We start from the raw sequence: 20,985 nt of genomic DNA, 5'->3' as shown, positions 1-20,985 counted from the left end.
GGACATTACCGTCTGGACAGACGGCAGGATGGCGTGCCGGGCCGCTTCCGCGGCCCTTCTCGGCGCCGGGCGCGGCGAGAATACAACACATCCGCGCCGCAGATATGACAACGCCCCGCCGGAAAACCCGGACGGGGCGTCGTGGCGGCCGCGCGCCGCCACGCGGCGGCGGCCCGCGATCAGCTTGCGTTGACTTCGCGGAGCACCGTGCGGCGCTTCTGGCGCAGCAGTTCCTCGTAGCCCTTCACGTAGTTCTGCGCCATCACCTTCGACGAGAAACGGGCTTCGAACGCGGCCCGAACCTTCTCGCGCGGCAGCGTATCGAGGCGCTTGAGCGCGGCGACGGCCGACAGTTCGTCCTCGACGACGAAGCCCGACACGCCGTTGTCGATCACCTCCGGCACCGAACCGCGCTTGAACGCGATCACCGGCGTGCCGCAAGCCATCGCCTCGATCATCACCAGGCCGAAGGGCTCCGGCCAGTCGATCGGGAACAGCAGCGCATGCGCGTTGCCGAGGAATTCGGTCTTCTCCGACTCGCTGATTTCGCCGATGTACTCGACGTGCGGCAGCGCGAACAGCGGCTTAATCTTCTCTTCGTAGTACGCGCGGTCGGCCTTGTCGAGCTTCGCGGCGATCTTGATCGGCAGGCCGGCCTGCTCGGCGATGCGGATCGCGGTGTCGACGCGCTTTTCCGGCGAGATGCGGCCGAGGAACGCGAGGTAGCTCGGCTTCACGTTCGGGATCGGCGTCAGCAGGTTTTCCGGCAGGCCGTGGTAGACGGTCGACAGCCAGTTCGCCTGCGGCAGCGGAATGCGCTGGTTGTCGGAGATCGACACGACCGGCACGTCGCTGAACGCGTTGAAGATCGGCTGCAGTTCCGGCAGGTCGAGACGGCCGTGCATCGTCGTCAGATGCGGGACCGGCTGGCGCGAGAACAGCGAGAACGGGTAGTAGTCGATGTGGCAGTGCAGGACATCGAACTCTTCCGCGCGGCGGCGCACCTGCTCGAGCAGCAGCATGTGCGGGGCCATCACGTCGCGGATCGTCGGGTCGAGGCGCAGCGCCTGCGGCCAGCACGCTTCGAGCTTCGCGGAAGTCTGCGAATCGCCGCTCGCGAAGAGCGTGACGTCATGCCCCATCTCGACGAGTGCTTCGGTCAGATAGGACACCACGCGCTCGGTGCCACCGTACAGTTTCGGGGGCACCGCTTCATGCAACGGAGCGATTTGGGCGATTCGCATGCGTAACTCCTAAAAAATCGGCAAAAAACCAGGTATGGGTCGGCAACCTGCCGGTGGTCCGGGCTGGAAACATGTCGTCCGAACCTCGGACGACTCAGCCTGCCGGGGGCGTCGAACCCGCGCTGCTCAAGGAGCGTCGGCGACGCGACAGGCATAGAACGTTTGAAACGAAGACCCGTTGACAGGGGTTCGTAAAAAAACCTGGAATCGAACCCGGAGCCGATTATCTAGGGTTATTCCCGATACGGCGCACGACATTTCAAACACTTTACTTTGTTACAAAGGCGCAACACTTTGCAACCCGCGGACTCGGGCGTCCGTTCTAGAGTGGAAGGCCGTTTTGGCGATCCTTGTTAACCCGCAGCTGCCGGCAGCGTGATTCCGGCACACGACGGGATGCCGGATTTTATCTCAAAATCGAGCGCGAGCCCCTGGCCAAGGCAAGATTCGCGCAGCGCGACGCGCGGCGTTGTTTACAATGCCGGATTATTCAGTCCGGGCGAACGCCGGCCTGCAACCCAGCCGCCACGCTCACTCACCGAATCACCGCACCCATATTTTGGAATCTCTCACCCCCGCCCAGCGCAACGCCCACAACGCGAAGCTGTCGAGCTACGCGCATCGGCCGATCGCGTTCCTGTTCCGCTACATCCGCCTCCACCCCGTCGCGCACCTGGTCGTGCTCTGCAGCGTGCTGGCCGCCGTCGGCTGCGCGCTCGGCTCGCAATATGCGATCAAGCACCTGATCGACGTGCTCGCGACCGGACGCCATCACCCGGGCCCGCTGTGGAGCGCGTTCGCGCTGCTCGTCGGGCTGATCGCGGCCGACAACATGCTGTGGCGCGTCGGCGGCTGGGTCGCCGCGCACACGTTCGTCGCGGTCACGGGCGACCTGCGGCGCGACCTGTTCCAGTACCTGATCGGCCATTCGCCGACGTATTACTCGGAGAAGCAGCCGGGCACGCTCGCGAGCCGCATCACGGCCACGTCGAACGCGGTCTACACGTCGGAGAACACGATGGCGTGGAACGTGCTGCCGCCGTGCATCGCGGTGATGGGCGCGATCCTGATGATCATCGTCGTCAATCCGCTGATGGCGGCCGGCCTGCTCGGCTGTTCGGCCGTGCTGTCCGTCATCCTGTTCAAGCTCGCCGGCCGCGGCTCCGCGCGCCACCATGCGTTCGCGGCGAAGGCCGCGGCGGTCGACGGCGAGCTCGTCGACGTGATCGGCAACATGGGCCTCGTGCGCGCGTTCGGGATGACGCTGCGCGAACAGAAGCGCTTCAGCGCGACGGTGAAGGCCGAGATGGATGCGCGCCAGCAAAGCCTGCTCTATCTCGAAAAACTGCGCCTGCTGCACGCGGTGATCACCGCGATGCTGTCCGCCGGCCTGCTCGGCTGGGCGCTGTGGCTGTGGGACCAGGGCCGCGCGACGTCGGGCGACATCGTGCTCGTCAGCTCGCTCGGCTTCACGATCCTGCACGGCACGCGCGATCTCGCGGTCGCGCTCGTCGACGTCACGCAGCACGTCGCACGCCTGTCCGAAGCGGTGAAGACGCTGCTCGAGCCGCACGGGATGCCGGACCGCTCCGACGCGCAGCCGCTGTCGGCCACGGGCGGCCGCGTCGACTTCGAGCGCGTGACGTTCGCGTACCCGCACCGTCGCGCGATCCTCGACCACTTCGACCTGCATATCGAGCCGGGCCAGCGCGTCGGCCTGATCGGCAAGTCGGGCGCGGGCAAATCGACCGTGCTCGCGCTGCTGCAGCGCTTCTACGACACGCAGGACGGCGTCGTGAAGGTCGACGGCCAGGACGTGAAGGCCATCACGCAGGACAGCCTGCGCCACGCGATCGCGCTGGTGCCGCAGGACATCTCACTGCTGCACCGGACCATCTACGACAACATCGCGTACGGCCGCCCCGACGCGACCCGCGACGAAGTGCTCGCCGCCGCGCGCGACGCGCGCTGCGCGGAGTTCATCGAGGCGATGCCGGAAGGCTATGACACGATCGTCGGCGACCGCGGCGTCAAGCTGTCGGGCGGCCAGCGCCAGCGCATCGCGATCGCGCGCGCGATCCTGAAGGATGCGCCGATCCTGCTGCTCGACGAAGCGACGTCGGCGCTCGACAGCGCGTCCGAGGAGGCGATCCAGAGCGCGCTCGACCGGCTGATGGTCGGCCGCACGGTGATCGCGATCGCGCACCGCCTGTCGACGCTGCGCAACTTCGACCGCATCATCGTGATGAGCAACGGCAAGGTGATCGACGACGGTCCGCCCGAGGTGCTGCGCAACCGCCCCGGCCTGTACCGCGACCTGCTCGCGAAGCAGCACGGCCGCCATCATGCGGCCCCGGACGGCAACGCGCCGACCGGCGAACGCGTGGCCTGACGCACCGGCATCCCGCCGACGAAAAAAGCCGCCGTGCTTCACGCACGGCGGCTTTTTCAATTCCAGCGGCAGCAACGGACGGGATCAGACCTGCTGCAGATCGCGCAGGAAATTGTCCCGCCACACCGACACGTTGTTCTCGCGCAGTTGCGCGATCATGTCCGCGTAGCGCGCGCGCCGTTCGGCGAGCGGCATCGTCAGCGCCTGCGACAGCGCATCGGCCATCCCGTCGATATCGATCGGATTGACGATCAGCGCGCCCGTCAACTCACGCGCGGCGCCCGCGAAGCGCGACAGCACGAGCACGCCCGGATCGTCGGGATTCTGCGCGGACACGTACTCCTTCGCGACGAGGTTCATCCCGTCGCGCAGCGGCGTGACGAACCCCACGCGCGCGAGCCGGTACAGCGCGGCCAGCACTTGCCGGTCGTACTGGCGGTGAATGTAGAGGATCGGCGCCCAGTCGAGCTCCGCGTAGCGCCCGTTGATGCGCCCCGACTCCGCTTCGAGCTGCAGCCGGATGTCCTGGTATGCGCGCAGGTCAGCGCGCGTCGACGGCGCGATCTGCAGGAACGATACGCGGTTGCGAATCGACGCCTGATGCTCGAGCAGCTTCTCGAACGCCCGGAAGCGCTCGACGAGCCCCTTCGAATAATCGAGCCGGTCGACGCTCATGATCAGCTGCCGCCCGCGCAGCGACGTCGCGAGCGTGCGCACCGCCTTGCCGTGCTCGCCCGCCTGCGCGAGCGACGCGATCTCGTCCGGATACACGCCGATCGGATAGGCGGCCGCGCGCAACGTCTGGCCGAACGCCCGTACGCGCACCGTGTGCCCGTCGTGTTCGACTTCGCCGTCCGCCTCGAACTCGACGTAGTCGCAGAACGCGCGCAGATCGGGCTCGGTCTGGAAGCCGAGCAGATCGAACGCGCACAGCGACTCGACGAGCTCGCGGTGCGGCGGCACGTTGACGAGCACCTGCGCGGCCGGAAACGGGATGTGCAGGAAGAAGCCGATGCGGTTCTTCACGCCGGCATCGCGCAGCGCACGCGCGAACGGAATCAGGTGATAGTCGTGCACCCAGATCACGTCGTCGTCCTGCAGCAGCGGCACGAGCTGCTGCGCGAGCCACACGTTGACGCGGCGGTAGCCGTCGAATTCGTGGCGGTCGTACTGGATCAGGTCCGCGCGGTAATGGAACGCGGGCCACAGCGTCGCGTTCGAGAAACCGCGGTAGTACTGGTCGTAATCGCGGCGCGTCAGCCCGACGGTCGCGAACGTCACGGGCCCGCGCTCCTCGATGCGGATCTGCGGCTGCGGCGCGCCGGACGCCACCACTTCGCCGCTCCAGCCGAACCACATGCCGCCGGTTTCCTTCAGCGCGTCGTAGACGCCGATCGCGAGACCGCCCGCCGCCGGTTCGCCTTCCGAAATCGGCGCGACGCGGTTTGAAACGATGATGAGCCGGCTCATGCGTGCGGTTGCCCCGCGCCGAGCCAGCGTGCGATCTGCTCATGCAGCGCGTCGACCGAATCGAGCCGCATCCGCGCGGACGTCTCGCCCGCGCCAACCTTGATCGACAGGCCGCCGCGCGCGTTGACCACCGCGAAGCCCTTCTCGTCGGTCAGGTCGTCGCCCGCGAACAGCGGCACGCGGCCCGCAAAGGGCGGCTCGTCGAGGAAAGCGGCCAGCGCACGCCCCTTGTCGACGCCCTTCGGCTTGATCTCGAACACCATCTTGCCCGGCTGCAGCACGTACGCATCCGGATAGTCGGCGACGAGGCGCTCGGCCGCTTCGCGCGCCACCGCCTCGCGCTCGGGCGCATTGCGAAAGTGCAGCGCGACGGCCGCGCCCTTGATTTCGAGCAGCATGCCCGGATGGCGGTCGACCACGCCCGCGAGCTCGCGCTCGATGCGCAGCAGCCGCTCGTCGTTGAAGCCGATGCGCTGTGTGTCGCCGTTCGCGTCGCGGCGCTCCGCGCCGTGCAGGCCGGCGATCGGCAGGCCGGGCATCTTCAGGAACGTGTCGAGGTTGTCGATCCCGCGACCGGACACGACCGCGACCGCGCCGTGAGAGCGGCGCGACAACTCGTCGAGCAGCGTCGGCAGCGACGGCGGAACGTGAATGCTGTCGGGGGTCGGCGCCAGCTCGACGAGCGTGCCGTCGAAGTCGAAGAAGAACGCGGTATCGGTCAGGGACAGGGAAGCCGGAACGGATTGCATCGATTCGATAGTCTGAGGGCGACCGGAAAATGCCGGGCGCCGCTGCGCGAATGGAGTTGTGCGCATCTTACCGCGCCTGCGCCCCCAGATGGGCGAAACCGGGGCCACGCGAACATCGCTCCGGCCGCCGCGTCAACTGCGACATATTGCCCCGCTCGCCCGCGCCGTATTGGTTTCGAAAGGACGCGGGCGCGCGAATTGCGCTACAGTCGCAACCGCCTGCCGCGCGTCGCTCGTTCGGCGCGGCCGAACGGCGCTCCTTACCCCTTGCCCTACGAGCAATTTCGGACATTCGCATGCGCGTTCCATATGGAAACGGTCCCTAAGATGCCGTCCCGCCTCTTCCGCCTCATCCGCACGGCCGCGGCCCTCACCGCCGCCGTGGCGCTCGCCGCGTGCACGCACGACGAGCCGCGCTGGAACCTCACCAACGTCACCGGCCACCTGCCCGACCTGTCGTTCGAGCTGACGGGCGGCGACGGCCGTCCCGTCGACGCCGATGCGTTCCGCGGCCGCGTCGCGCTCGTCTACTTCGGCTACACGCACTGCCCCGACGTCTGCCCCGAAACGCTGGCGCGGCTGATGGAAGTGCTGGCGAAGCTCGGCCCGCAGGCGGACGACGTGCGCATCCTGTTCGTCTCGGTCGATCCCGCACGCGATACGCCGCAGGCGATGCAATCCTATGTCGCCGCGTTCGACGCCGCGCATGCGCGCGGGCTGACCGGCACCGACCGCCAGATCGAATCGCTCGCGAAGCGCTATCGCGTCGCGTACCAGATGGAAAAACGCGATCCGTCAGGCGGCTACGAGGTGACGCACAGCTCGGCCGTCTACATCTTCGATGCGACCGGCCGTGCGCGCCTGCTCGCGACCGATCGCGATTCGCCCGACGCCATCGCCGCCGATGTGCGCCGGATCATCGACACTGCCTCCACGACCTGAATTCCGCCATGAACACGAAAACGACCCTCAAGACGTTCGCCCTCGTCGCCGCGCTGTGCACGGGCGCCCACGCGTATGCCGCCGGCGCGATCAGCGCGCAGAACGCGTGGGTGCGCTGGCTGCCGAACAAGCTACCCGCGGGCGGCTACGTGACGCTCGTGAACACCGGCGACAAACCGATCGACCTCGTCGACGTCGACAGCCCCGACTACGGGATGGCGATGCTGCACCAGACGGTATCGAACGGCTCGACGCAGAAGATGGAAATGGTCGACAAGCTGACGATCCCCGCGCGCGGCAAGGTCGACATCGCGCCGGGCGGCTATCACTTCATGCTCGAGGAGCCGAAGCACGCGATCAAGCCGGGCGACACCGTGCACCTGCGCCTGAAGTTCTCCGACGGCGAAACGGTCGACACGCCGTTCGCCGTGAAATCGCCGGCCAAGACGAAGTGATGCGCGCGCGATGAACGTCCTGTACTGGCTCGATCCGTGGGAACCGTCGCCGACCGTGGTCATCGCGGTGCTGACGGCCGCCGTGCTGTTCGCGCGCGGCGTGAAGAAGGCGAAGGTGTCGCCGCTGCGGCAGTTCTCGTTCTGGTTCGGGCTGACGGCGCTCTACATCGCGCTGCACACGCGGCTCGACTATTTCTTCGAGCACGAATTCTTCATGCACCGCGCGCAGCACCTCGTGCTGCATCACCTCGGGCCGTTCTTCATCGCGCTGTCCTACCCGGGCGCGGCGATCCGTGCGGGCATTCCGTTCCGCTGGCGGCAGCGCTTCGTGCACCCCGCGCTCGCGTGGGCGCCGGTACGGGCGACACTCGACGTGGTGTTCCATCCGGTCGTCGCGGTCGTGCTGTTCGTCGGGCTGATCTATTTCTGGCTGCTGTCGCCGATCCACTTCATCGCGATGCTCGACTGGCGTCTGTATCGCGTGATGAACTGGAGCATGGTGATCGATGGGCTGCTGTTCTGGTGGCTCGTCGTCGATCCGCGTCCCGCGCCGCCCGCGCGGCTGTCGCCGGGCCGCCGGATCCTGATCGTCGTCGCGGCGATCCCGCCGCAGATCGCGCTCGGCGCGCTGATCTTCTTCACGCCGCACGAGCTGTATCCGATCTACTCGATCTGCGGCCGCGCGTTCACGTGGCTGAGCCCGCTGCGCGACCAGCAGATCGGCGGCCTGCTGCTGTGGATTCCCGGCTCGATGATGAGCGTGATCGGTGCGCTGATCGCACTGCGGCACTGGCTGCGACTATCCGCGCGCGGGCGCCTGATCGGCGAGCGGGTCGCGCAGCGCGGGGACCCACCATCGGTCGCGCGCACCGCGCACTGACCGCCGCGCAGCGCGGCGCGCGTCACGCGCGCGCGCTGCTCATCCACACGTGCGGGATGCCGTCCTCGTCGTGCACGTCCGAACTCGGCGCGAAGCCGAATGCCCCGTAGAAACGCTGCAAGTGGGCCTGCGCATGCAGGCTCACCGGCGTGTCCGGCCATTGCGCGCGGATATGCTCGAGCGCGCGCGACAGCAGCCCGTTGCCGAGGCCGGCGCCGCGAAACGCGGCGGTCGTCAGCACGCGGCCGATGCGCACGTCGGTGTGCTGCGCGTCCGGCAGCAGCACGCGCAGATAGCCGGCCAGGCGACCCGCCGGATCGAATGCCGCCAGATGCCACGCGGCCTGGTCCGCATCGTCGATGTCGCGGTACACGCAGTTCTGTTCGACGACGAACACGGCGCTGCGCGCTTCGAGGATCGAATAGATTTCCCGCGCCGTCAGCGCGTCGAAGGGTTTCCAGCGCCAGTCGAGATCGGCGGTGCTCGAGGATGCGGCGGGTGCGGAAGCGTTCATGGTCGGTCCTGATTCGGGCGCGCCGGCCGGCGCGCGGCAACCGTCGATTATGCCTCGAAGCGCCTATCGCGCGCGATCGCCTGCCCGTGCGCGAAAAAAGGCCCCGCATCGCGCGGGGCCTGCTCGTCATGCCGTCATGCCGGCATCTCGCCGAAGCGGCCGCTGTTGAAGTCCTCGATCGCGGTCCGGATTTCCTCTTGCGAGTTCATCACGAACGGGCCGTAGCCGACGACCGGCTCGTCGATCGGCTCGCCGCTCAGGATCAGCAGCTTCGCGTCGCCGTTCGCTTCGATCTCGACGTCGCTGCCGTCGCGGCCGAGTTGCACGAACTGCGCTTCGCGCGCCACCGTCTCGCCGTTCACCAGCACGGTGCCGCTCAACACGACCACCGCGAGCGTCCGCCCTTCGGCGACCGGGAACCGCGCATGGCCGCCCGCCACGAGCCGCACGTCCCACACGTCGATCGGCGTGTGCGTGCGGGCCGGGCCGCGCCGCCCGTCGAACTCACCGGCGATGATCCGCGCGCGTCCCGCGCCGTCCGGCAGCTCGACCACCGGAATATCGGCGTTCAGCAGCGTCTGGTAGCCGGGCGCGCCCATCTTGTCCGCGGCGGGCAGGTTCACCCACAGCTGCACCATCTCGAGCGGGCCGCCCCGCTTCGTGAACGCCTCCGAGTGGAATTCCTCGTGCAGGATCCCGCTCGCGGCCGTCATCCACTGCACGTCGCCCGGGCCGATCGTGCCGCCCGCACCCGTCGAGTCGCGGTGCGCGACTTCGCCGTCATAGACGATCGTCACCGTCTCGAACCCGCGGTGCGGATGCTGGCCGACGCCGCGCGGTGCGCTCGCCGGTTCGAACGTCGCCGGACCGGCGTAATCCAGCAGCAGGAACGGGCTCAGGTGCGTGCCGTGAGACTGGTAGCTGAACATCGAACGCACCGGGAACCCGTCGCCGACCCAATGGCCGCGCGGCGCACTGTACACACCCTGGATCTTCTTCATTGCCCCTCTCCATATTGCGGCGAAACCCGTGTTTCGCATCCATGAGTCACAATATAGAGATGGAACGATCGATCCGGTAGACTGCCGAAATCGCACTCAGCGTTCCATTTCATGAACGATAAAGCGCGGGATCTGAACGATCTCTACTACTTCGTGCAGGTCGTCGAACATGGCGGCTTCGCGCCGGCCGGGCGCGCGCTGGACATGCCGAAATCGAAGCTGAGCCGCCGCATCGCGCTGCTCGAGGCACGGCTCGGGATGCGGCTGATCCAGCGTTCGACACGCCGCTTCACGGTCACGGACGTCGGCCAGACCTATTACGCGCATTGCCGCGCGATGCTCGTCGAGGCCGATGCCGCCGACGAGGCGATCGCACTGCTGCACGAGGAGCCGCGCGGCATCGTGCGCGTCAGTTGCCCGATCGTGCTGCTCGATTCGCTGGTCGGCACGATGATCGCCGCGTTCATGGCCGCGTGCCCGCGCGTCGAGATCCACCTGGAAGCGACCAACCGGCGCGTCGACGTGGTCGGCGAAGGGATCGACGTCGCGATCCGCGTGCGGCCGCCGCCGCTCGAGGACAGCGATCTCGCGCTGCGCGTGCTCGCCGAGCGCGGCCAGTGCCTCGTCGCGAGCCCTGCGCTGCTGCGCGAGCATGGCGTGCCGGCCGTTCCCGCCGATCTGACGCGCCTGCCGAGCCTCGACCACGGCGTGCCGCAGTCCACGCACGTGTGGCGGCTGCGCGGGCCCGACGGCGCGCACGCGGAGATCCATCACCAGCCGCGCTTCGTGACGGGCGGCATGCTCGCGCTGCGCACGGCGGCCGCCGCAGGCGTCGGCGTCGTGCAGTTGCCGACGATGATGGTGCGCGACGAGGTGTCGCGCGGTGAACTGGTCACGGTGCTGCCGGACTGGGCGCCGCGTCGCGAAATCGTGCACGCGGTGTTCGCGTCGCGCCGCGGGCTGCTGCCCGCGGTGCGGGCGCTGCTCGACTTTCTGGCCGAGCGGTTCGCCGAACTCGAACCCGATTGAGCGCGCCGCATCGCACACAGCCATGCGCTGCAGAGCGCCCGCGCGTGCCGTAGACTGCGGTACGCGCAGTGCGCATTTTTCAACCCCTATCGCTTTCCCGCCATGTTCACGCTGTCCAACGACCCTACCGCCTCCAAAGCCGATCAATACGCGACGCTCGTCGAGCAGGCACGCGCGCTCGTCGAATCCGAACGCGACCTGACCGCGAACGCGGCGAATTTCTCCGCGCTCGTCTATCACTCGCTCGATCGGCTGAACTGGGCCGGCTTCTACTTCTTCGACGGCGCCGAGCTCGTGGTCGGCCCGTTCCAGGGCAAGCCCGCGTGCGTGCGGATCGCGCTCGGCAGAGGCGTGTGCGGCACGGCCGCGCAGACGCGCGAGACGCAGGTCGTGCGCGACGTGCACGACTTCCCCGGCCATATCGCGTGCGATGCGGCGTCCGAATCGGAAATCGTCGTGCCGCTGGTGGCCGGCGACGGCACGCTGATCGGCGTATGGGACGTCGACAGCCCGGTCGCCGCGCGCTTCGACGACGAAGACCGCCAAGGAATGGAAGCGCTGTGCCGCGTGTTCGTCGAACACGCGTGGCAAAAGGCCCGCGGTTAAGCATCGCGGCGTCGCGGCGCTGGTCGCCGCGAACGACACGGGCCCCGCAAAGGGGCCCGTTTCATTGCAACACCGCGCCGCCGCATGCGACGCACGGCCGGCGTCAGGCCGCGTGCGAGCCCGACAGCGCCGCGAACGCCTGCGGCTTCGCGTCGTCGGTCAGCACCTCGAAGCCCGTTTCCGTCACCACGACCATGTGCTCCCATTGCGCGGACAGCGAATGGTCCGCCGTGACGACGGTCCAGCCGTCGGCCAGCACGCGCGTGTCGCGCTTGCCCGCGTTCAGCATCGGCTCGATCGTGAAGATCATCCCCGGCCGTAGCGGCAGGCCGGTGCCCGGGCGACCGTAGTGCAGCACCTGCGGCTCGTCGTGATAGACGTCGCCGATGCCGTGCCCGCAATACTCGCGCACCACGCTGAACCCTTCGCGATGGGCGACCTGCTGGATCGCATAGCCGACATCGCCGAGCGTCGCGCCGGGACGCACCGCGCGGATGCCGGCATGCATCGCCTCGTAGGTCGACACGACGAGCCGCCGCGCGAGCTCGTTCGGTTCGCCGACGAAATACATGCGGCTCGTATCGCCGAACCAGCCGTCCTTGATCACCGCGATGTCGAGGTTCACGATGTCGCCGTCGCGCATCGGCCGCGACGTCGGAATGCCGTGACAGACCACGTGGTTCACCGACGTGCACAGCGTCTTCGGGTAACCGTGGTAGCCGATGTTCGCGGGGATCGCGCCCAACTCGTCGACGATGTATTCGCGACAGCGCGCATCCAGCTCGTCGGTGGTGACGCCCGGCTTCACGTGCTCGGTGATCATCGTCAGCACCTGCGACGCGAGCTTCGCGGCTTCGCGCGACTTGGCGATTTCCGCGGCACCGCGGATCGGGATTTCGCGTTTCGCCATTACGCCACCTGCTCGATGCCTGGCGCGACCGTCTCGGCCGGCCCCACGTCGTCGCCCCGCGCCTCGGCCTCGATCAACATCTTGCAGATGTCGCCGTAGGACAGCGCCGGGTTGAGTTCCGCCAGCATCCCGACGCGCAGCCAGTGTTCGGCCTGCGCGTTGATCGAACGGCTCAGCGCCGTGCTCGTCGAGCGCAGCCGCTCATGCATGTGCTCGGAAATCTTGATGATACCCATATATCCCCAATTAAACGAAACGTAGTTGTTTCGTATATTACGCCACGCACGACGACCGGACAAGCCGTTCGTATACCCCCTCCCGCCGCCCGCCGCGGGAAATGCCGTTGACATCGAATTCCAGTTTGCTGGAAAATCAATCCATCATGAAAGAATCAGCGAACACCACGGCCGACGATACCGGCATCAACGAGCGCATTGCCCGGCGCGTGCGCGAGCTGCGCGCCGTTCGAGGCTACACGCTCGACGCGCTGGCCGCGCGTTCCGGCGTCAGCCGTTCGATGATCTCGCTCATCGAGCGCGCGTCGGCCAGCCCGACGGCCGTCGTGCTCGACAAGCTCGCGGCCGGCCTCGGCGTGTCGCTGGCCGGGTTGTTCGGCGGCGACCGGACGGACGCGCCCGCCCAGCCGCTTGCACGGCGCGGGCAGCAGGCCGAATGGCGCGACCCGGCGTCCGGCTATGTGCGACGCAACCTGTCGCCGGCCGCCTGGCCGTCGCCGATCCAGCTCGTCGAGGTCGATTTCCCGCCCGGCGCGCGCGTCGCGTACGACAGCGGCGGACGCGAAAGCGCGCTGCATCAGCAGGTGTGGATCATCAGCGGCCGCGTCGACGTCACGTTGGGCGATTCGCTTCACGAACTTCGCGAAGGCGACTGCCTCGCCATGCGGCTTGACCGGCCGCTGATCTTCAGCAATCCGTCGTCGCATGCCGCGCGCTATGTCGTCGCGATCTGCGATGCGTCCGCCGCCGGCATGCGAAGCGCGTGATGCGCGCATCGTGCGCACCACCGGTTTAAAGCCAAACAGGAAGGAACCCGTATGAATGCCCCGACACAGCGCGACGACGTGCGCCTGATCGATTGCAGCGAGGCCGAGCACGCAGCGGCCATTCTCGAGATTCTGAACGACGCGATCGTGAACTCGACCGCGCTGTACGACTACCAGCCGCGTCCGCCGGAAGCGATGGTCGCGTGGTTCGCGACGAAGCGCGCGGGCGGTTTTCCGGTCATCGGCGCCGTCGACGCAGCGGGCACGCTGCTCGGCTTCGCGAGCTGGGGCACGTTCCGCGCGTTCCCGGCCTTCAAGTACACGGTCGAACACAGCGTCTATGTGCGCAACGATCAGCGCGGGCGCGGGCTCGGCGAACTGCTGTTGCGCGAAGTGGTGCGGCGTGCGCGCGACGCGCAGGTGCACGTGCTGGTCGGCTGCATCGACGCGGCCAATGCCGGCAGCATCGCACTGCATACGAAGCTGGGGTTCGCGCACTCGGGCACGGTCGCGGAGGCGGGATTCAAGTTCGGCCGCTGGCTCGACGCGGCGTTCTATCAGTTGAAGCTCGAGACGCCGGTGCAGCCGGTGGATGGGTGATCTCGCGTGGCGGCCGTCGCATGCATCGTGCGCGACGGCTTTCCGGCGATGCAAAAAGAAAAGCCCCGCCGAAGCGGGGCTTTTTCTGGAGGCGCGAGCCGGAGTCGAACCGGCCTAAACGGCTTTGCAGGCCGCTGCATAACCGCTTTGCTATCGCGCCAAAAGCGGACTGTCCGGATGCCGTGAGGCAAGCGACAGATTTCCATTCGAGGACCGGAAGTCCATCAAATAAAAAGGGAAGCGTGGCTTCCCCATTACTGGAGCGGGAGACGAGTCTCGAACTCGCGACCTCAACCTTGGCAAGGTTGCGCTCTACCAACTGAGCTACTCCCGCATTGTCCTGCACCTGCAGCGCTTCGCCGACCAACACGCTGCCAGAAAAAATCTGGAGCGGGAGACGAGTCTCGAACTCGCGACCTCAACCTTGGCAAGGTTGCGCTCTACCAACTGAGCTACTCCCGCATGTGTCCTGCATCTGCAGCGCTTTGCCGACCAACACGCTGCCAGAAAAATCTGGAGCGGGAGACGAGTCTCGAACTCGCGACCTCAACCTTGGCAAGGTTGCGCTCTACCAACTGAGCTACTCCCGCGTATTGCTACGCTACTGCTTGCCCGTCACACACTTAATTCGTCGTGCAGCGGAGAAGCGAGATTATGTCGAAGGCACATTCGTGTGTCAAGGGCTTTTCCAGCCCTTTTTACAAAAACCGCTGCCGAACAGGCGCGCGGGTCACGCGCCGCCGCGCTCGCGAATCTGCGGCCACGCGAGCTTCATGTAGTACAGCATCGACCAGATCGTCAGCACCGCGGCCAGATACATCAGCCACTCGCCCCACACGCGCGTATCGATCGTCACGACGCCGAGCGGCAGCGGCCCGTAGAACAGCAGCATCGGAATCGCGACCATCTGGCACGCGGTCTTGAACTTGCCGAGCTGGTTCACAGCGACGCTCTTCGACGCGCCGATCTGCGCCATCCATTCGCGCAACGCCGAAATCGCGATCTCGCGACCGACGATCACGAGCGCGATCGCCGCGTCGACCCGCGAAATCTGCACGAGGATCAACAGCGCGGCCGTCACCATCAGCTTGTCCGCCACCGGGTCGAGAAACGCGCCGAACGACGACGTCTGGTTCCACTTGCGGGCCAGGAAGCCGTCGAACCAGTCGGTCAGCGCCGCGAGAATGAAGATCGCCGCCGCCGCGAGATTGCGGTGCGCGCCGCCCATCACCGTGTCCGGCAGATAGAACACGCCGACCACGAGCGGAATCAGCACGATCCGTACCCACGTCAGGAAAATCGGGAAATTGAACGGCATGGCATGCGGGACAGTAAAGGATTCGCAATTGTGCCGTGTCGACCGGCCTGCCACAAGAACGCTGGCAACGCCGCCGGCCGCACGGCCGCGTCAGTGAAGCTGCTTGTAGATCTGCTCGGCGAGCGCGTGCGAAATGCCTTCGACGCTCGCCAGCTCCTCGATACTCGCGGCCACCACGCCGCGCAGCCCGCCGAAGCGCGCGAGGAGCCGTTGGCGGCGCTTCGCGCCGACGCCTTCGAGCTCCTCGAGCCGCGACGTCTGGCGCGCTTTCGCCCGCTTCGCCCGCATGCCGGTGATCGCGAAGCGGTGCGCCTCGTCGCGGATCTGCGCGACGAGCATCAGCGCGGCGCTCTCCTTGCCGAGTTCGAGCGGCGCGCGGCCGTCCGCGAACACGAGCGTCTCGAGGCCGACCTTGCGCCCCTCGCCTTTCGCGACGCCGACCAGCATCGACGTGTCGAGGCCGAGCTCGGTGAACACCTGCCGCGCGATCTCGACCTGACCCTTGCCGCCGTCGATCAGCACGATGTTCGGCAACAGGCTCGACGCTTCGGCCTCCCGGGTCGATTCGCCGTCGATGCCGGCCGCTTCGTCGGCGGCCGCAGCCTGCGCGGCCTGCTCGACCATCTTCTCGTAGCGGCGCGTGAGCACCTGCCGCATCGCCGCGTAATCGTCGCCCGGCGTGATGCCCGTGATGTTGTAGCGACGGTATTCGCTCGACTGCATCTTGTGATGGTGATAGACGACGCACGACGCCTGCGTCGCCTCGCCCATCGTATGGCTGATGTCGAAGCATTCGATCCGCAGCGTCGCGAGATCGTCGCTGTCGTAGCTCAGCGTATCCGCCAGCGCGCGCGTGCGCGCCTGTTGCGAGCCTTGCTCGGACAGCAGCCGTGCGAGCGCGAGCCGCGCGTTCTGCTCGGCCATCGCCAGCCACGCGCGCCGCTGCCCCTGCGGTTGCCGCACCAGCGACACCTTGTAGCCGGCCTGCTCGGACAGCAGCGCCAGCAGGCCGCGGCTCGCGGGCGCATGGCTGACGACGAGCACGGGCGGCACGCGGTTGCCGAGATAGTGTTGCGCGATGAATGCATCGAGCACCTCGGCCTCGACCGACGCTGCCGCCGCGCCGCGCGCGCTGCCCGCCTCTTCCGCGGGCTGATCGGGCACCGCATCGACCGGCGTATCGACCGTCGAGTCGACCGTCGCACCGGCCGCCTCCGCCGGCTCGGTCTCTTCGCCGAGGCCGCCTTCGGCGAGCGTCAGCGCGCTCTCGACGTGCGTCGGAAAATACGCCTTGTCGCCGAGGTGCCGGCCGCCGCGCACCATCGCGAGGTTCACGCACACGCGTCCGCCCAGCGCGACGACGGCCAGGATGTCGACGTCGCTGTCGCTGCCGACCTCGATCGCCTGCTGGTGCAGCACCGTCGCGAGCGAGCTCATCTGGTTGCGCACGGCCGCCGCCTGCTCGAATTTCAGCTCGGCCGCGAACGCGTGCATCTTCTGCTCGAGTTCCTTCATCACTTCGGACTGCCGGCCGAGCAGGAACCGCGCGGCGTTCGACACGTCGACCGCGTAATCCTCGTCGGAGATCGCGCCGACGCACGGCGCCGTGCAACGCCCGATCTGATGCAGCAGGCACGGCCGCGTGCGGTTGTTGAAGACCGAGTCCTCGCAGGTCCGCAACTGGAACACGCGCTGCAGGATCTGGATGCTCTCGCGCACGGCCCATGCGCTCGGGAACGGCCCGAAGTACTGGTTCTGCTTGTCGACCGAGCCGCGGTAGTAGGCCATCCGCGGAAAGCGGTGCGCGGTGAGCTTCAGATACGGATACGACTTGTCGTCGCGAAACAGGATGTTGTAACGCGGCGCGAGCGCCTTGATCAGGTTGTTCTCGAGCAGCAGCGCTTCGGCTTCCGAGCGCGTGACGGTCGTTTCGATGCGCGCGATGCGCGTGACCATCATCGCGATGCGCGGCGACAGTTGCGTCTTCGTGAAATAGCTCGACACGCGCTTTTTCAGGTCGCGCGCCTTGCCGACGTAGAGGACGGCGCCCGCCGTGTCGTAATAGCGATAGACGCCCGGCATGTGCGGCAACTGCGCAAGGATCTTCTTCGGTTCGAACGGAGTATCGGGGGCTTCTGGGGATGTCATGCGTGATCCGGGCGCCTTGTAACGCGGAACGGGTCTATTAGAATCGCCAGTTTAGAGCATTCACCCGTCCGCTTCGATGCCACCCACCGCCGCTGCTCCCCTCTCCGCCGTCCCGCTCGCGGACGAACCGATCGCTTGCGACCTCTTCTGCACGGTGATCGACAATTTCGGCGACATCGGCGTGTGCTGGCGCGTCGCGCGCCAGCTCGCGCACGAGCACGGCTGGCAGGTTCGGCTGTTCGTCGACGACCTGCACACGTTCGCGCGCCTGCTGCCGGAAGTCGATCCCGACGCGGGGCGGCAGACGGTCGACGCGATCGTGATCGAGCACTGGCATGCGGAAGTCGGCGACGCGCTGGACATCGCCGATGTCGTGATCGAGGCGTTCGCATGCGAGCTGCCCGGCGCGTATCTCGCAGCGATGGCGCGGCGCGCGCGGCGCCCCGTGTGGATCAACCTCGAATACCTGAGCGCCGAGGACTGGGTCGCCGATTTCCATTTGCGGCCGTCGCCGCATCCGCGCTACCCGCTGCTGAAGACGTTCTTCTTCCCGGGCCTGTCGGCCGGCACCGGCGGCGTGCCGAAGGAGCGCGACCTCGACGCGCGCCGCGCGGCCTTCGATGCCGATCCGGCAGCCCGCGCCGCGTGGTGGCAGCGCGCGACCGGCGGGGCGCCCCCCGCGCCCGACACGACGGTCGTCAGCCTGTTCGCGTACGAAAACCCGGCCGTCGACGCGCTGCTCGCGCAGTGGCGCGACGGCCCGTCGCCGGTCGTCGCGCTCGTGCCGGCCGGGCGGCTGTCGCCCGCCGTCGCGCGCTTTTTCGGGGTCGAAGCGTTCGCGGCGGGCGCGCACGCGCGCAGCGGCAACCTGACCGCCCATGGCCTGGCGTTCGTTCCGCAGGCCGACTACGACCCGCTGCTGTGGGTCGCCGACCTCAATTTCGTGCGCGGCGAGGATTCGTTCGTCCGCGCGCAGTGGGCGCGCAAGCCGTTCGTGTGGCACATCTACCCGCAGGCCGACGACGTGCACCTGCCCAAGCTCGATGCCGCGCTCGCACACCTGTCGGCCGGCCTCGCCGATGCGCCGCGCGCGGCGCTCGAGCGGTTCTGGCATGCGTGGAACGGTGCCGGCACGCCCGACTGGGCCGATTTCTGGCAACACCGCGCCGCGCTGGACGCCAATGCGCTCCGCTGGGCCGACGCGCTCGCGGCCGTCGGCGATCTCGCGGGAAAGCTGGCGGAATACGCAAAATCTCAGTTAAAATAAGCGGTTATCCGACGGCTGACCACGCAAGCGCTCGCGCATGGGCACTTGGCGCCCACCGGAACGCCCCGCCGCTTGCGCCGTCAGCCGTTGCGCAACGCTCAGGCACCTATTTATTTGATTGGATCAGGACAGTTTTTATGAAGACCGCACAGGAACTCCGCGTAGGCAACGTCGTGCAGATCGGCAGCGAAGCATGGGTCATCGCAAAGGCGGAATACAACAAGTCGGGTCGTAACTCGGCCGTCGTCAAGATGAAGATGAAGAACCTGCTGACGAACGCAGGTCAGGAATCGGTCTACAAGGCCGACGACAAGTTCGACGTCGTCGTGCTCGACCGCAAGGAAGTGACGTACTCGTACTTCGCCGACCCGATGTACGTGTTCATGGACGCCGACTACAATCAGTACGAAGTCGAAGCCGAAATGATGGGCGAAGCGCTGAACTACCTTGAAGACGGCATGGCTTGCGAAGTCGTGTTCTACAACGAGAAGGCGATCTCGGTCGAACTGCCGACCATCCTCGTTCGCGAAATCACCTACACGGAACCGGCCGTCAAGGGCGACACGTCGTCGGGCAAGGTGCTGAAGAACGCGAAGCTGGCGACCGGCTTCGAACTGCAAGTGCCGCTGTTCTGCAACACCGGCGACAAGATCGAAATCGATACGCGCACGAACGAATACCGCAGCCGCGCGTAACCGTCAGCGATACCCGCATCGAACAAAGCGCCCCTCGGGGCGCTTTTTGTTTGTCCGGCGACAACAGCTGCCACAAGTCGGCGCGAGAAGCAGCACAAAAGCCACCGGTAAAGATATTCAATTTGTATCATCGGTAACTGTTTTATAGCGCCGGAGAAATAATGCGCGTGACGCGTTCGGTGGGGCATAAAATCAGTCTTTAATCCGATATGCGGCTGCGGTCCGCTGCCCGACAGCCCGCCTCTCTTGACTCGACTCGCGTCCACCATGCCACACGCCCTGATTGTCGAAGACGATCCCAACAGCCTGTCAGGCCTCACCGCGCTGCTCGCCGCAGACGGCTTCTCGGTCGACACGGCCACGTCGCTCGCCGAAGCGCGCACGGCGCTCGGCCGCTCGATTCCCGACGTCGTGCTCGTCGACCTGAACCTGCCGGACGGCAGCGGCTTCGACCTGCTCCAGCACCTGCCGCAGCAACAGCCGAACGGCTCGCTGCCCGTGATCGTGCTGACGGGCAACGCGACGGTCGAGAGCGCCATCGAAGGCCTGCGTCACGGCATCTGGGACTACCTGCTCAAGCCGATCAACATCCCGCGCCTGCGCAGCCTGCTCGCGCGAATTCCCCGTCCTTACGAACTGATCGACGAAGTGCAGTCGCTGCGTGCATCGCTGCGCCATCTCGGCCGCTTCGGCGCGCTCGTCGGCCGCAGCGACGCGATGCAGCACGTGTACGACATGATCGAGCACAACGCCCGCACCGAAACGGCCGTGCTGTTCTCGGGCGAAGCCGGCACCGGCAAGAAGCTGGCCGCGCGCACGCTGCACGAGCTGAGCCGGCGCCGCAAGGGGCCGTTCGTGTCGTTCGACTGCCGCCTGCTCGCGCAGGGCGGCCGGCACGGCGCGTCGCTCGACAGCGTGCTGTTCGGCCACGAACGCGGTGCGTTCGACGGCGCCGAGCGCCGCGAATCGGGCCTGTTCGAGCAGGCCGGCGGCGGCACGCTGTTCCTCGACGAAATCACCGCATTGCCGCTCGTGCTCCAGGAAGCGCTGCTGCACGCGCTCGATTCGCAGAACTTCATGCGGATCGGCGGCACGAGCTCGATCACCAGCGATTTCCGGCTGATCGCGGCCACGCGCCGCCCGGCACGCGAAGCGGTGGCGAACGGCACGCTGCGCGAGGATCTGTGGCTGCGCCTCGACGCGGCGTCGATCACGATGCCGCCGCTGCGCGAGCGCGACGGCGATGCGCTCGCGATCGCCGACGCGCAGATCGACGAACTGAACCGCGAAGCGCGCGCGACCGGCCGCAGCACGACCGACAAGCGGGCGGCGCCGGGCTTCGTGCGCGAATGCCTGTCGTACGAATGGCCGGGCAACGTGCGCGAACTGCAGGAGCGCGTGCGTTTCGCATACGACGCCTCGGGCGACTTCATCGAGACGCTGCGTGCGGGCGAGGCCAGCTTCTCCGCCGGCGCCGCGCTGAACGGCAGCAGCGTGCAGATCAAGGTCGGCACCCCGCTGTCGGACGTCGAGGATCTGCTGATCCGCGCGACGCTCGACGCGGTCGGCGGGACGCGCCACCGTGCGGCGACGCTGCTCGGCATCAGCCCGAAGACGCTGTACAACAAGCTGCAGCGGATGAAGGTGAACTGAGCGGGCGGGCTCGAATACGGGCGCTGCCGGATCTGACCGTTAGTTGCGCAGAAGCGCGTTCCGACGACTGCACGATCGGGCTGTCGCAGCCCATGAAAAAGCCGTGCAA

Annotated in this window: 20 protein-coding genes and 4 tRNA genes; 11 read left to right on the top strand and 13 right to left on the bottom strand. The window is 67.2% G+C overall.

Annotated features, from left to right (window positions below; all coding sequences use genetic code 11):
• Positions 1–179: 179 nt before the first annotated feature.
• Positions 180–1,244 carry a glycosyltransferase family 4 protein gene (locus tag AC3IFE_RS28030; RefSeq protein ID WP_006476459.1) on the bottom strand — a complete coding sequence of 355 codons (1,065 nt, stop codon included), beginning with the start codon at positions 1,242–1,244 and terminating at the stop codon, positions 180–182.
• Between the two features lie 559 nt (positions 1,245–1,803).
• Here AC3IFE_RS28030 and AC3IFE_RS28025 point away from each other — a divergent pair.
• Positions 1,804–3,636, top strand: coding sequence for an ABC transporter ATP-binding protein (locus AC3IFE_RS28025; protein ID WP_489193336.1), 1,833 nt, complete (start codon positions 1,804–1,806; stop codon positions 3,634–3,636).
• An 84-nt stretch (positions 3,637–3,720) separates the two neighbouring features.
• On the opposite strand, the gene otsA is transcribed toward AC3IFE_RS28025, so the two are convergent.
• Together otsA and otsB are read right to left on the bottom strand one after the other, a co-directional pair.
• Positions 3,721–5,106, bottom strand: a complete 1,386-nt coding sequence (gene otsA / locus AC3IFE_RS28020; protein ID WP_124463587.1) for an alpha,alpha-trehalose-phosphate synthase (UDP-forming) — start codon at positions 5,104–5,106, stop codon at positions 3,721–3,723.
• A complete protein-coding gene (gene otsB / locus AC3IFE_RS28015; protein ID WP_089467008.1) occupies positions 5,103–5,855 on the bottom strand; it encodes a trehalose-phosphatase in 753 nt (250 codons plus the stop codon). The genes otsA and otsB overlap by 4 nt, the downstream gene beginning before the upstream one ends.
• Before the next feature lie 309 nt (positions 5,856–6,164).
• Here otsB and AC3IFE_RS28010 point away from each other — a divergent pair, with 309 nt between their 5' ends.
• From AC3IFE_RS28010 to AC3IFE_RS28000, 3 genes are read left to right on the top strand one after another with little or no spacing between them, the layout of a single operon-like run.
• Entirely contained in the window at positions 6,165–6,797 is a 633-nt protein-coding gene (locus tag AC3IFE_RS28010) for an SCO family protein (protein WP_489193333.1), read from the top strand.
• Positions 6,798–6,805: 8 nt separating this feature from the next.
• On the top strand, positions 6,806–7,252 hold the full coding sequence (locus AC3IFE_RS28005) for a copper chaperone PCu(A)C (RefSeq protein ID WP_489193331.1): 447 nt from the start codon (positions 6,806–6,808) through the stop codon (positions 7,250–7,252).
• A gap of 10 nt (positions 7,253–7,262) precedes the next feature.
• Positions 7,263–8,132 (top strand): cytochrome c oxidase assembly protein, encoded by an 870-nt coding sequence (locus AC3IFE_RS28000; protein WP_301740321.1) that lies wholly within the window; start codon positions 7,263–7,265, stop codon positions 8,130–8,132.
• Between the two features lie 22 nt (positions 8,133–8,154).
• Here the strand turns inward: AC3IFE_RS28000 and AC3IFE_RS27995 are convergent, their stop codons facing one another.
• Complete coding sequence (locus AC3IFE_RS27995) at positions 8,155–8,646, bottom strand: GNAT family N-acetyltransferase (RefSeq protein WP_089467004.1); 492 nt, start codon at positions 8,644–8,646, stop codon at positions 8,155–8,157.
• A 134-nt stretch (positions 8,647–8,780) separates the two neighbouring features.
• Positions 8,781–9,647, bottom strand: a complete 867-nt coding sequence (locus AC3IFE_RS27990) for a pirin family protein (RefSeq protein WP_301740322.1) — start codon at positions 9,645–9,647, stop codon at positions 8,781–8,783.
• A gap of 111 nt (positions 9,648–9,758) precedes the next feature.
• Here AC3IFE_RS27990 and AC3IFE_RS27985 point away from each other — a divergent pair, with 111 nt between their 5' ends.
• Positions 9,759–10,676, top strand: a complete 918-nt coding sequence (locus AC3IFE_RS27985; protein WP_301740323.1) for a LysR family transcriptional regulator — start codon at positions 9,759–9,761, stop codon at positions 10,674–10,676.
• Positions 10,677–10,778: 102 nt separating this feature from the next.
• Positions 10,779–11,282: a GAF domain-containing protein gene (locus AC3IFE_RS27980; protein ID WP_301740324.1), complete on the top strand. Its 504-nt coding sequence runs from the start codon at positions 10,779–10,781 to the stop codon at positions 11,280–11,282.
• Between the two features lie 103 nt (positions 11,283–11,385).
• Here the strand turns inward: AC3IFE_RS27980 and map are convergent, their stop codons facing one another.
• Positions 11,386–12,192 (bottom strand): type I methionyl aminopeptidase, encoded by an 807-nt coding sequence (gene map, locus AC3IFE_RS27975; protein WP_301740325.1) that lies wholly within the window; start codon positions 12,190–12,192, stop codon positions 11,386–11,388.
• Positions 12,192–12,428 carry a ParD-like family protein gene (locus AC3IFE_RS27970; RefSeq protein WP_301740326.1) on the bottom strand — a complete coding sequence of 79 codons (237 nt, stop codon included), beginning with the start codon at positions 12,426–12,428 and terminating at the stop codon, positions 12,192–12,194. Before AC3IFE_RS27970 ends, map begins: the two co-directional genes overlap by 1 nt.
• Positions 12,429–12,574: 146 nt before the next feature.
• Here AC3IFE_RS27970 and AC3IFE_RS27965 point away from each other — a divergent pair, with 146 nt between their 5' ends.
• Together AC3IFE_RS27965 and AC3IFE_RS27960 are read left to right on the top strand one after the other, a co-directional pair.
• Positions 12,575–13,195: a helix-turn-helix domain-containing protein gene (locus AC3IFE_RS27965; protein ID WP_489193327.1), complete on the top strand. Its 621-nt coding sequence runs from the start codon at positions 12,575–12,577 to the stop codon at positions 13,193–13,195.
• Positions 13,196–13,246: 51 nt separating this feature from the next.
• A complete protein-coding gene (locus AC3IFE_RS27960) occupies positions 13,247–13,795 on the top strand; it encodes a GNAT family N-acetyltransferase (RefSeq protein ID WP_489193325.1) in 549 nt (182 codons plus the stop codon).
• Positions 13,796–13,881: 86 nt separating this feature from the next.
• Here AC3IFE_RS27960 and AC3IFE_RS27955 read toward each other — a convergent pair.
• The 6 genes from AC3IFE_RS27955 to uvrC form a co-directional block, all read right to left on the bottom strand.
• Positions 13,882–13,955 (bottom strand) — tRNA-Cys (locus AC3IFE_RS27955).
• Positions 13,956–14,053: 98 nt separating this feature from the next.
• Positions 14,054–14,129: transfer RNA gene (locus AC3IFE_RS27950), tRNA-Gly, on the bottom strand.
• A gap of 52 nt (positions 14,130–14,181) precedes the next feature.
• A tRNA-Gly gene (locus tag AC3IFE_RS27945) sits at positions 14,182–14,257 on the bottom strand.
• Positions 14,258–14,309: 52 nt separating this feature from the next.
• Positions 14,310–14,385: transfer RNA gene (locus AC3IFE_RS27940), tRNA-Gly, on the bottom strand.
• Positions 14,386–14,525: 140 nt separating this feature from the next.
• Positions 14,526–15,113, bottom strand: coding sequence for a CDP-diacylglycerol--glycerol-3-phosphate 3-phosphatidyltransferase (pgsA, locus tag AC3IFE_RS27935; protein ID WP_011544951.1), 588 nt, complete (start codon positions 15,111–15,113; stop codon positions 14,526–14,528).
• Between the two features lie 90 nt (positions 15,114–15,203).
• On the bottom strand, positions 15,204–17,261 hold the full coding sequence (gene uvrC / locus AC3IFE_RS27930) for an excinuclease ABC subunit UvrC (protein WP_489193323.1): 2,058 nt from the start codon (positions 17,259–17,261) through the stop codon (positions 15,204–15,206).
• 76 nt (positions 17,262–17,337) lie between these two features.
• On the opposite strand from uvrC, the gene earP reads away from it, so the two are divergent.
• The 3 genes from earP (at position 17,338) to AC3IFE_RS27915 (ending at position 20,876) form a co-directional block, all read left to right on the top strand.
• Complete coding sequence (gene earP, locus AC3IFE_RS27925; protein WP_489193321.1) at positions 17,338–18,528, top strand: elongation factor P maturation arginine rhamnosyltransferase EarP; 1,191 nt, start codon at positions 17,338–17,340, stop codon at positions 18,526–18,528.
• A gap of 137 nt (positions 18,529–18,665) precedes the next feature.
• A complete protein-coding gene (gene efp / locus AC3IFE_RS27920; protein ID WP_044844759.1) occupies positions 18,666–19,223 on the top strand; it encodes an elongation factor P in 558 nt (185 codons plus the stop codon).
• Between the two features lie 267 nt (positions 19,224–19,490).
• Positions 19,491–20,876, top strand: coding sequence for a sigma-54-dependent transcriptional regulator (locus tag AC3IFE_RS27915; protein ID WP_089466995.1), 1,386 nt, complete (start codon positions 19,491–19,493; stop codon positions 20,874–20,876).
• The last annotated feature ends 109 nt before the right edge of the window (positions 20,877–20,985 follow it).

This window comes from Burkholderia sp. APQ4-4ca (genome assembly GCF_057837105.1).
The sequence above is the reverse complement of the archived record's forward strand: the minus strand, read 5'-3'. Positions and strand labels throughout refer to the sequence as shown.

Excerpts from the sequence above, each read along its gene's own strand:
- AC3IFE_RS27965 (WP_489193327.1), top strand. The coding sequence starts at position 12,575 with ATGAAAGAATCAGCGAACACCACGGCCGACGATACCGGCATCAACGAG.
- otsA (WP_124463587.1), bottom strand. The coding sequence starts at position 5,106 with ATGAGCCGGCTCATCATCGTTTCAAACCGCGTCGCGCCGATTTCGGAA.
- AC3IFE_RS27990 (WP_301740322.1), bottom strand. The coding sequence starts at position 9,647 with ATGAAGAAGATCCAGGGTGTGTACAGTGCGCCGCGCGGCCATTGGGTC.
- AC3IFE_RS28005 (WP_489193331.1), top strand. The coding sequence starts at position 6,806 with ATGAACACGAAAACGACCCTCAAGACGTTCGCCCTCGTCGCCGCGCTG.
- AC3IFE_RS27980 (WP_301740324.1), top strand. The coding sequence starts at position 10,779 with ATGTTCACGCTGTCCAACGACCCTACCGCCTCCAAAGCCGATCAATAC.
- pgsA (WP_011544951.1), bottom strand. The coding sequence starts at position 15,113 with ATGCCGTTCAATTTCCCGATTTTCCTGACGTGGGTACGGATCGTGCTG.
- earP (WP_489193321.1), top strand. The coding sequence starts at position 17,338 with ATGCCACCCACCGCCGCTGCTCCCCTCTCCGCCGTCCCGCTCGCGGAC.
- AC3IFE_RS28000 (WP_301740321.1), top strand. The coding sequence starts at position 7,263 with ATGAACGTCCTGTACTGGCTCGATCCGTGGGAACCGTCGCCGACCGTG.
- AC3IFE_RS27985 (WP_301740323.1), top strand. The coding sequence starts at position 9,759 with ATGAACGATAAAGCGCGGGATCTGAACGATCTCTACTACTTCGTGCAG.
- efp (WP_044844759.1), top strand. The coding sequence starts at position 18,666 with ATGAAGACCGCACAGGAACTCCGCGTAGGCAACGTCGTGCAGATCGGC.
- AC3IFE_RS28010 (WP_489193333.1), top strand. The coding sequence starts at position 6,165 with ATGGAAACGGTCCCTAAGATGCCGTCCCGCCTCTTCCGCCTCATCCGC.
- otsB (WP_089467008.1), bottom strand. The coding sequence starts at position 5,855 with ATGCAATCCGTTCCGGCTTCCCTGTCCCTGACCGATACCGCGTTCTTC.
- AC3IFE_RS27960 (WP_489193325.1), top strand. The coding sequence starts at position 13,247 with ATGAATGCCCCGACACAGCGCGACGACGTGCGCCTGATCGATTGCAGC.
- AC3IFE_RS27995 (WP_089467004.1), bottom strand. The coding sequence starts at position 8,646 with ATGAACGCTTCCGCACCCGCCGCATCCTCGAGCACCGCCGATCTCGAC.
- AC3IFE_RS28030 (WP_006476459.1), bottom strand. The coding sequence starts at position 1,244 with ATGCGAATCGCCCAAATCGCTCCGTTGCATGAAGCGGTGCCCCCGAAA.
- AC3IFE_RS27970 (WP_301740326.1), bottom strand. The coding sequence starts at position 12,428 with ATGGGTATCATCAAGATTTCCGAGCACATGCATGAGCGGCTGCGCTCG.
- map (WP_301740325.1), bottom strand. The coding sequence starts at position 12,192 with ATGGCGAAACGCGAAATCCCGATCCGCGGTGCCGCGGAAATCGCCAAG.
- uvrC (WP_489193323.1), bottom strand. The coding sequence starts at position 17,261 with ATGACATCCCCAGAAGCCCCCGATACTCCGTTCGAACCGAAGAAGATC.
- AC3IFE_RS27915 (WP_089466995.1), top strand. The coding sequence starts at position 19,491 with ATGCCACACGCCCTGATTGTCGAAGACGATCCCAACAGCCTGTCAGGC.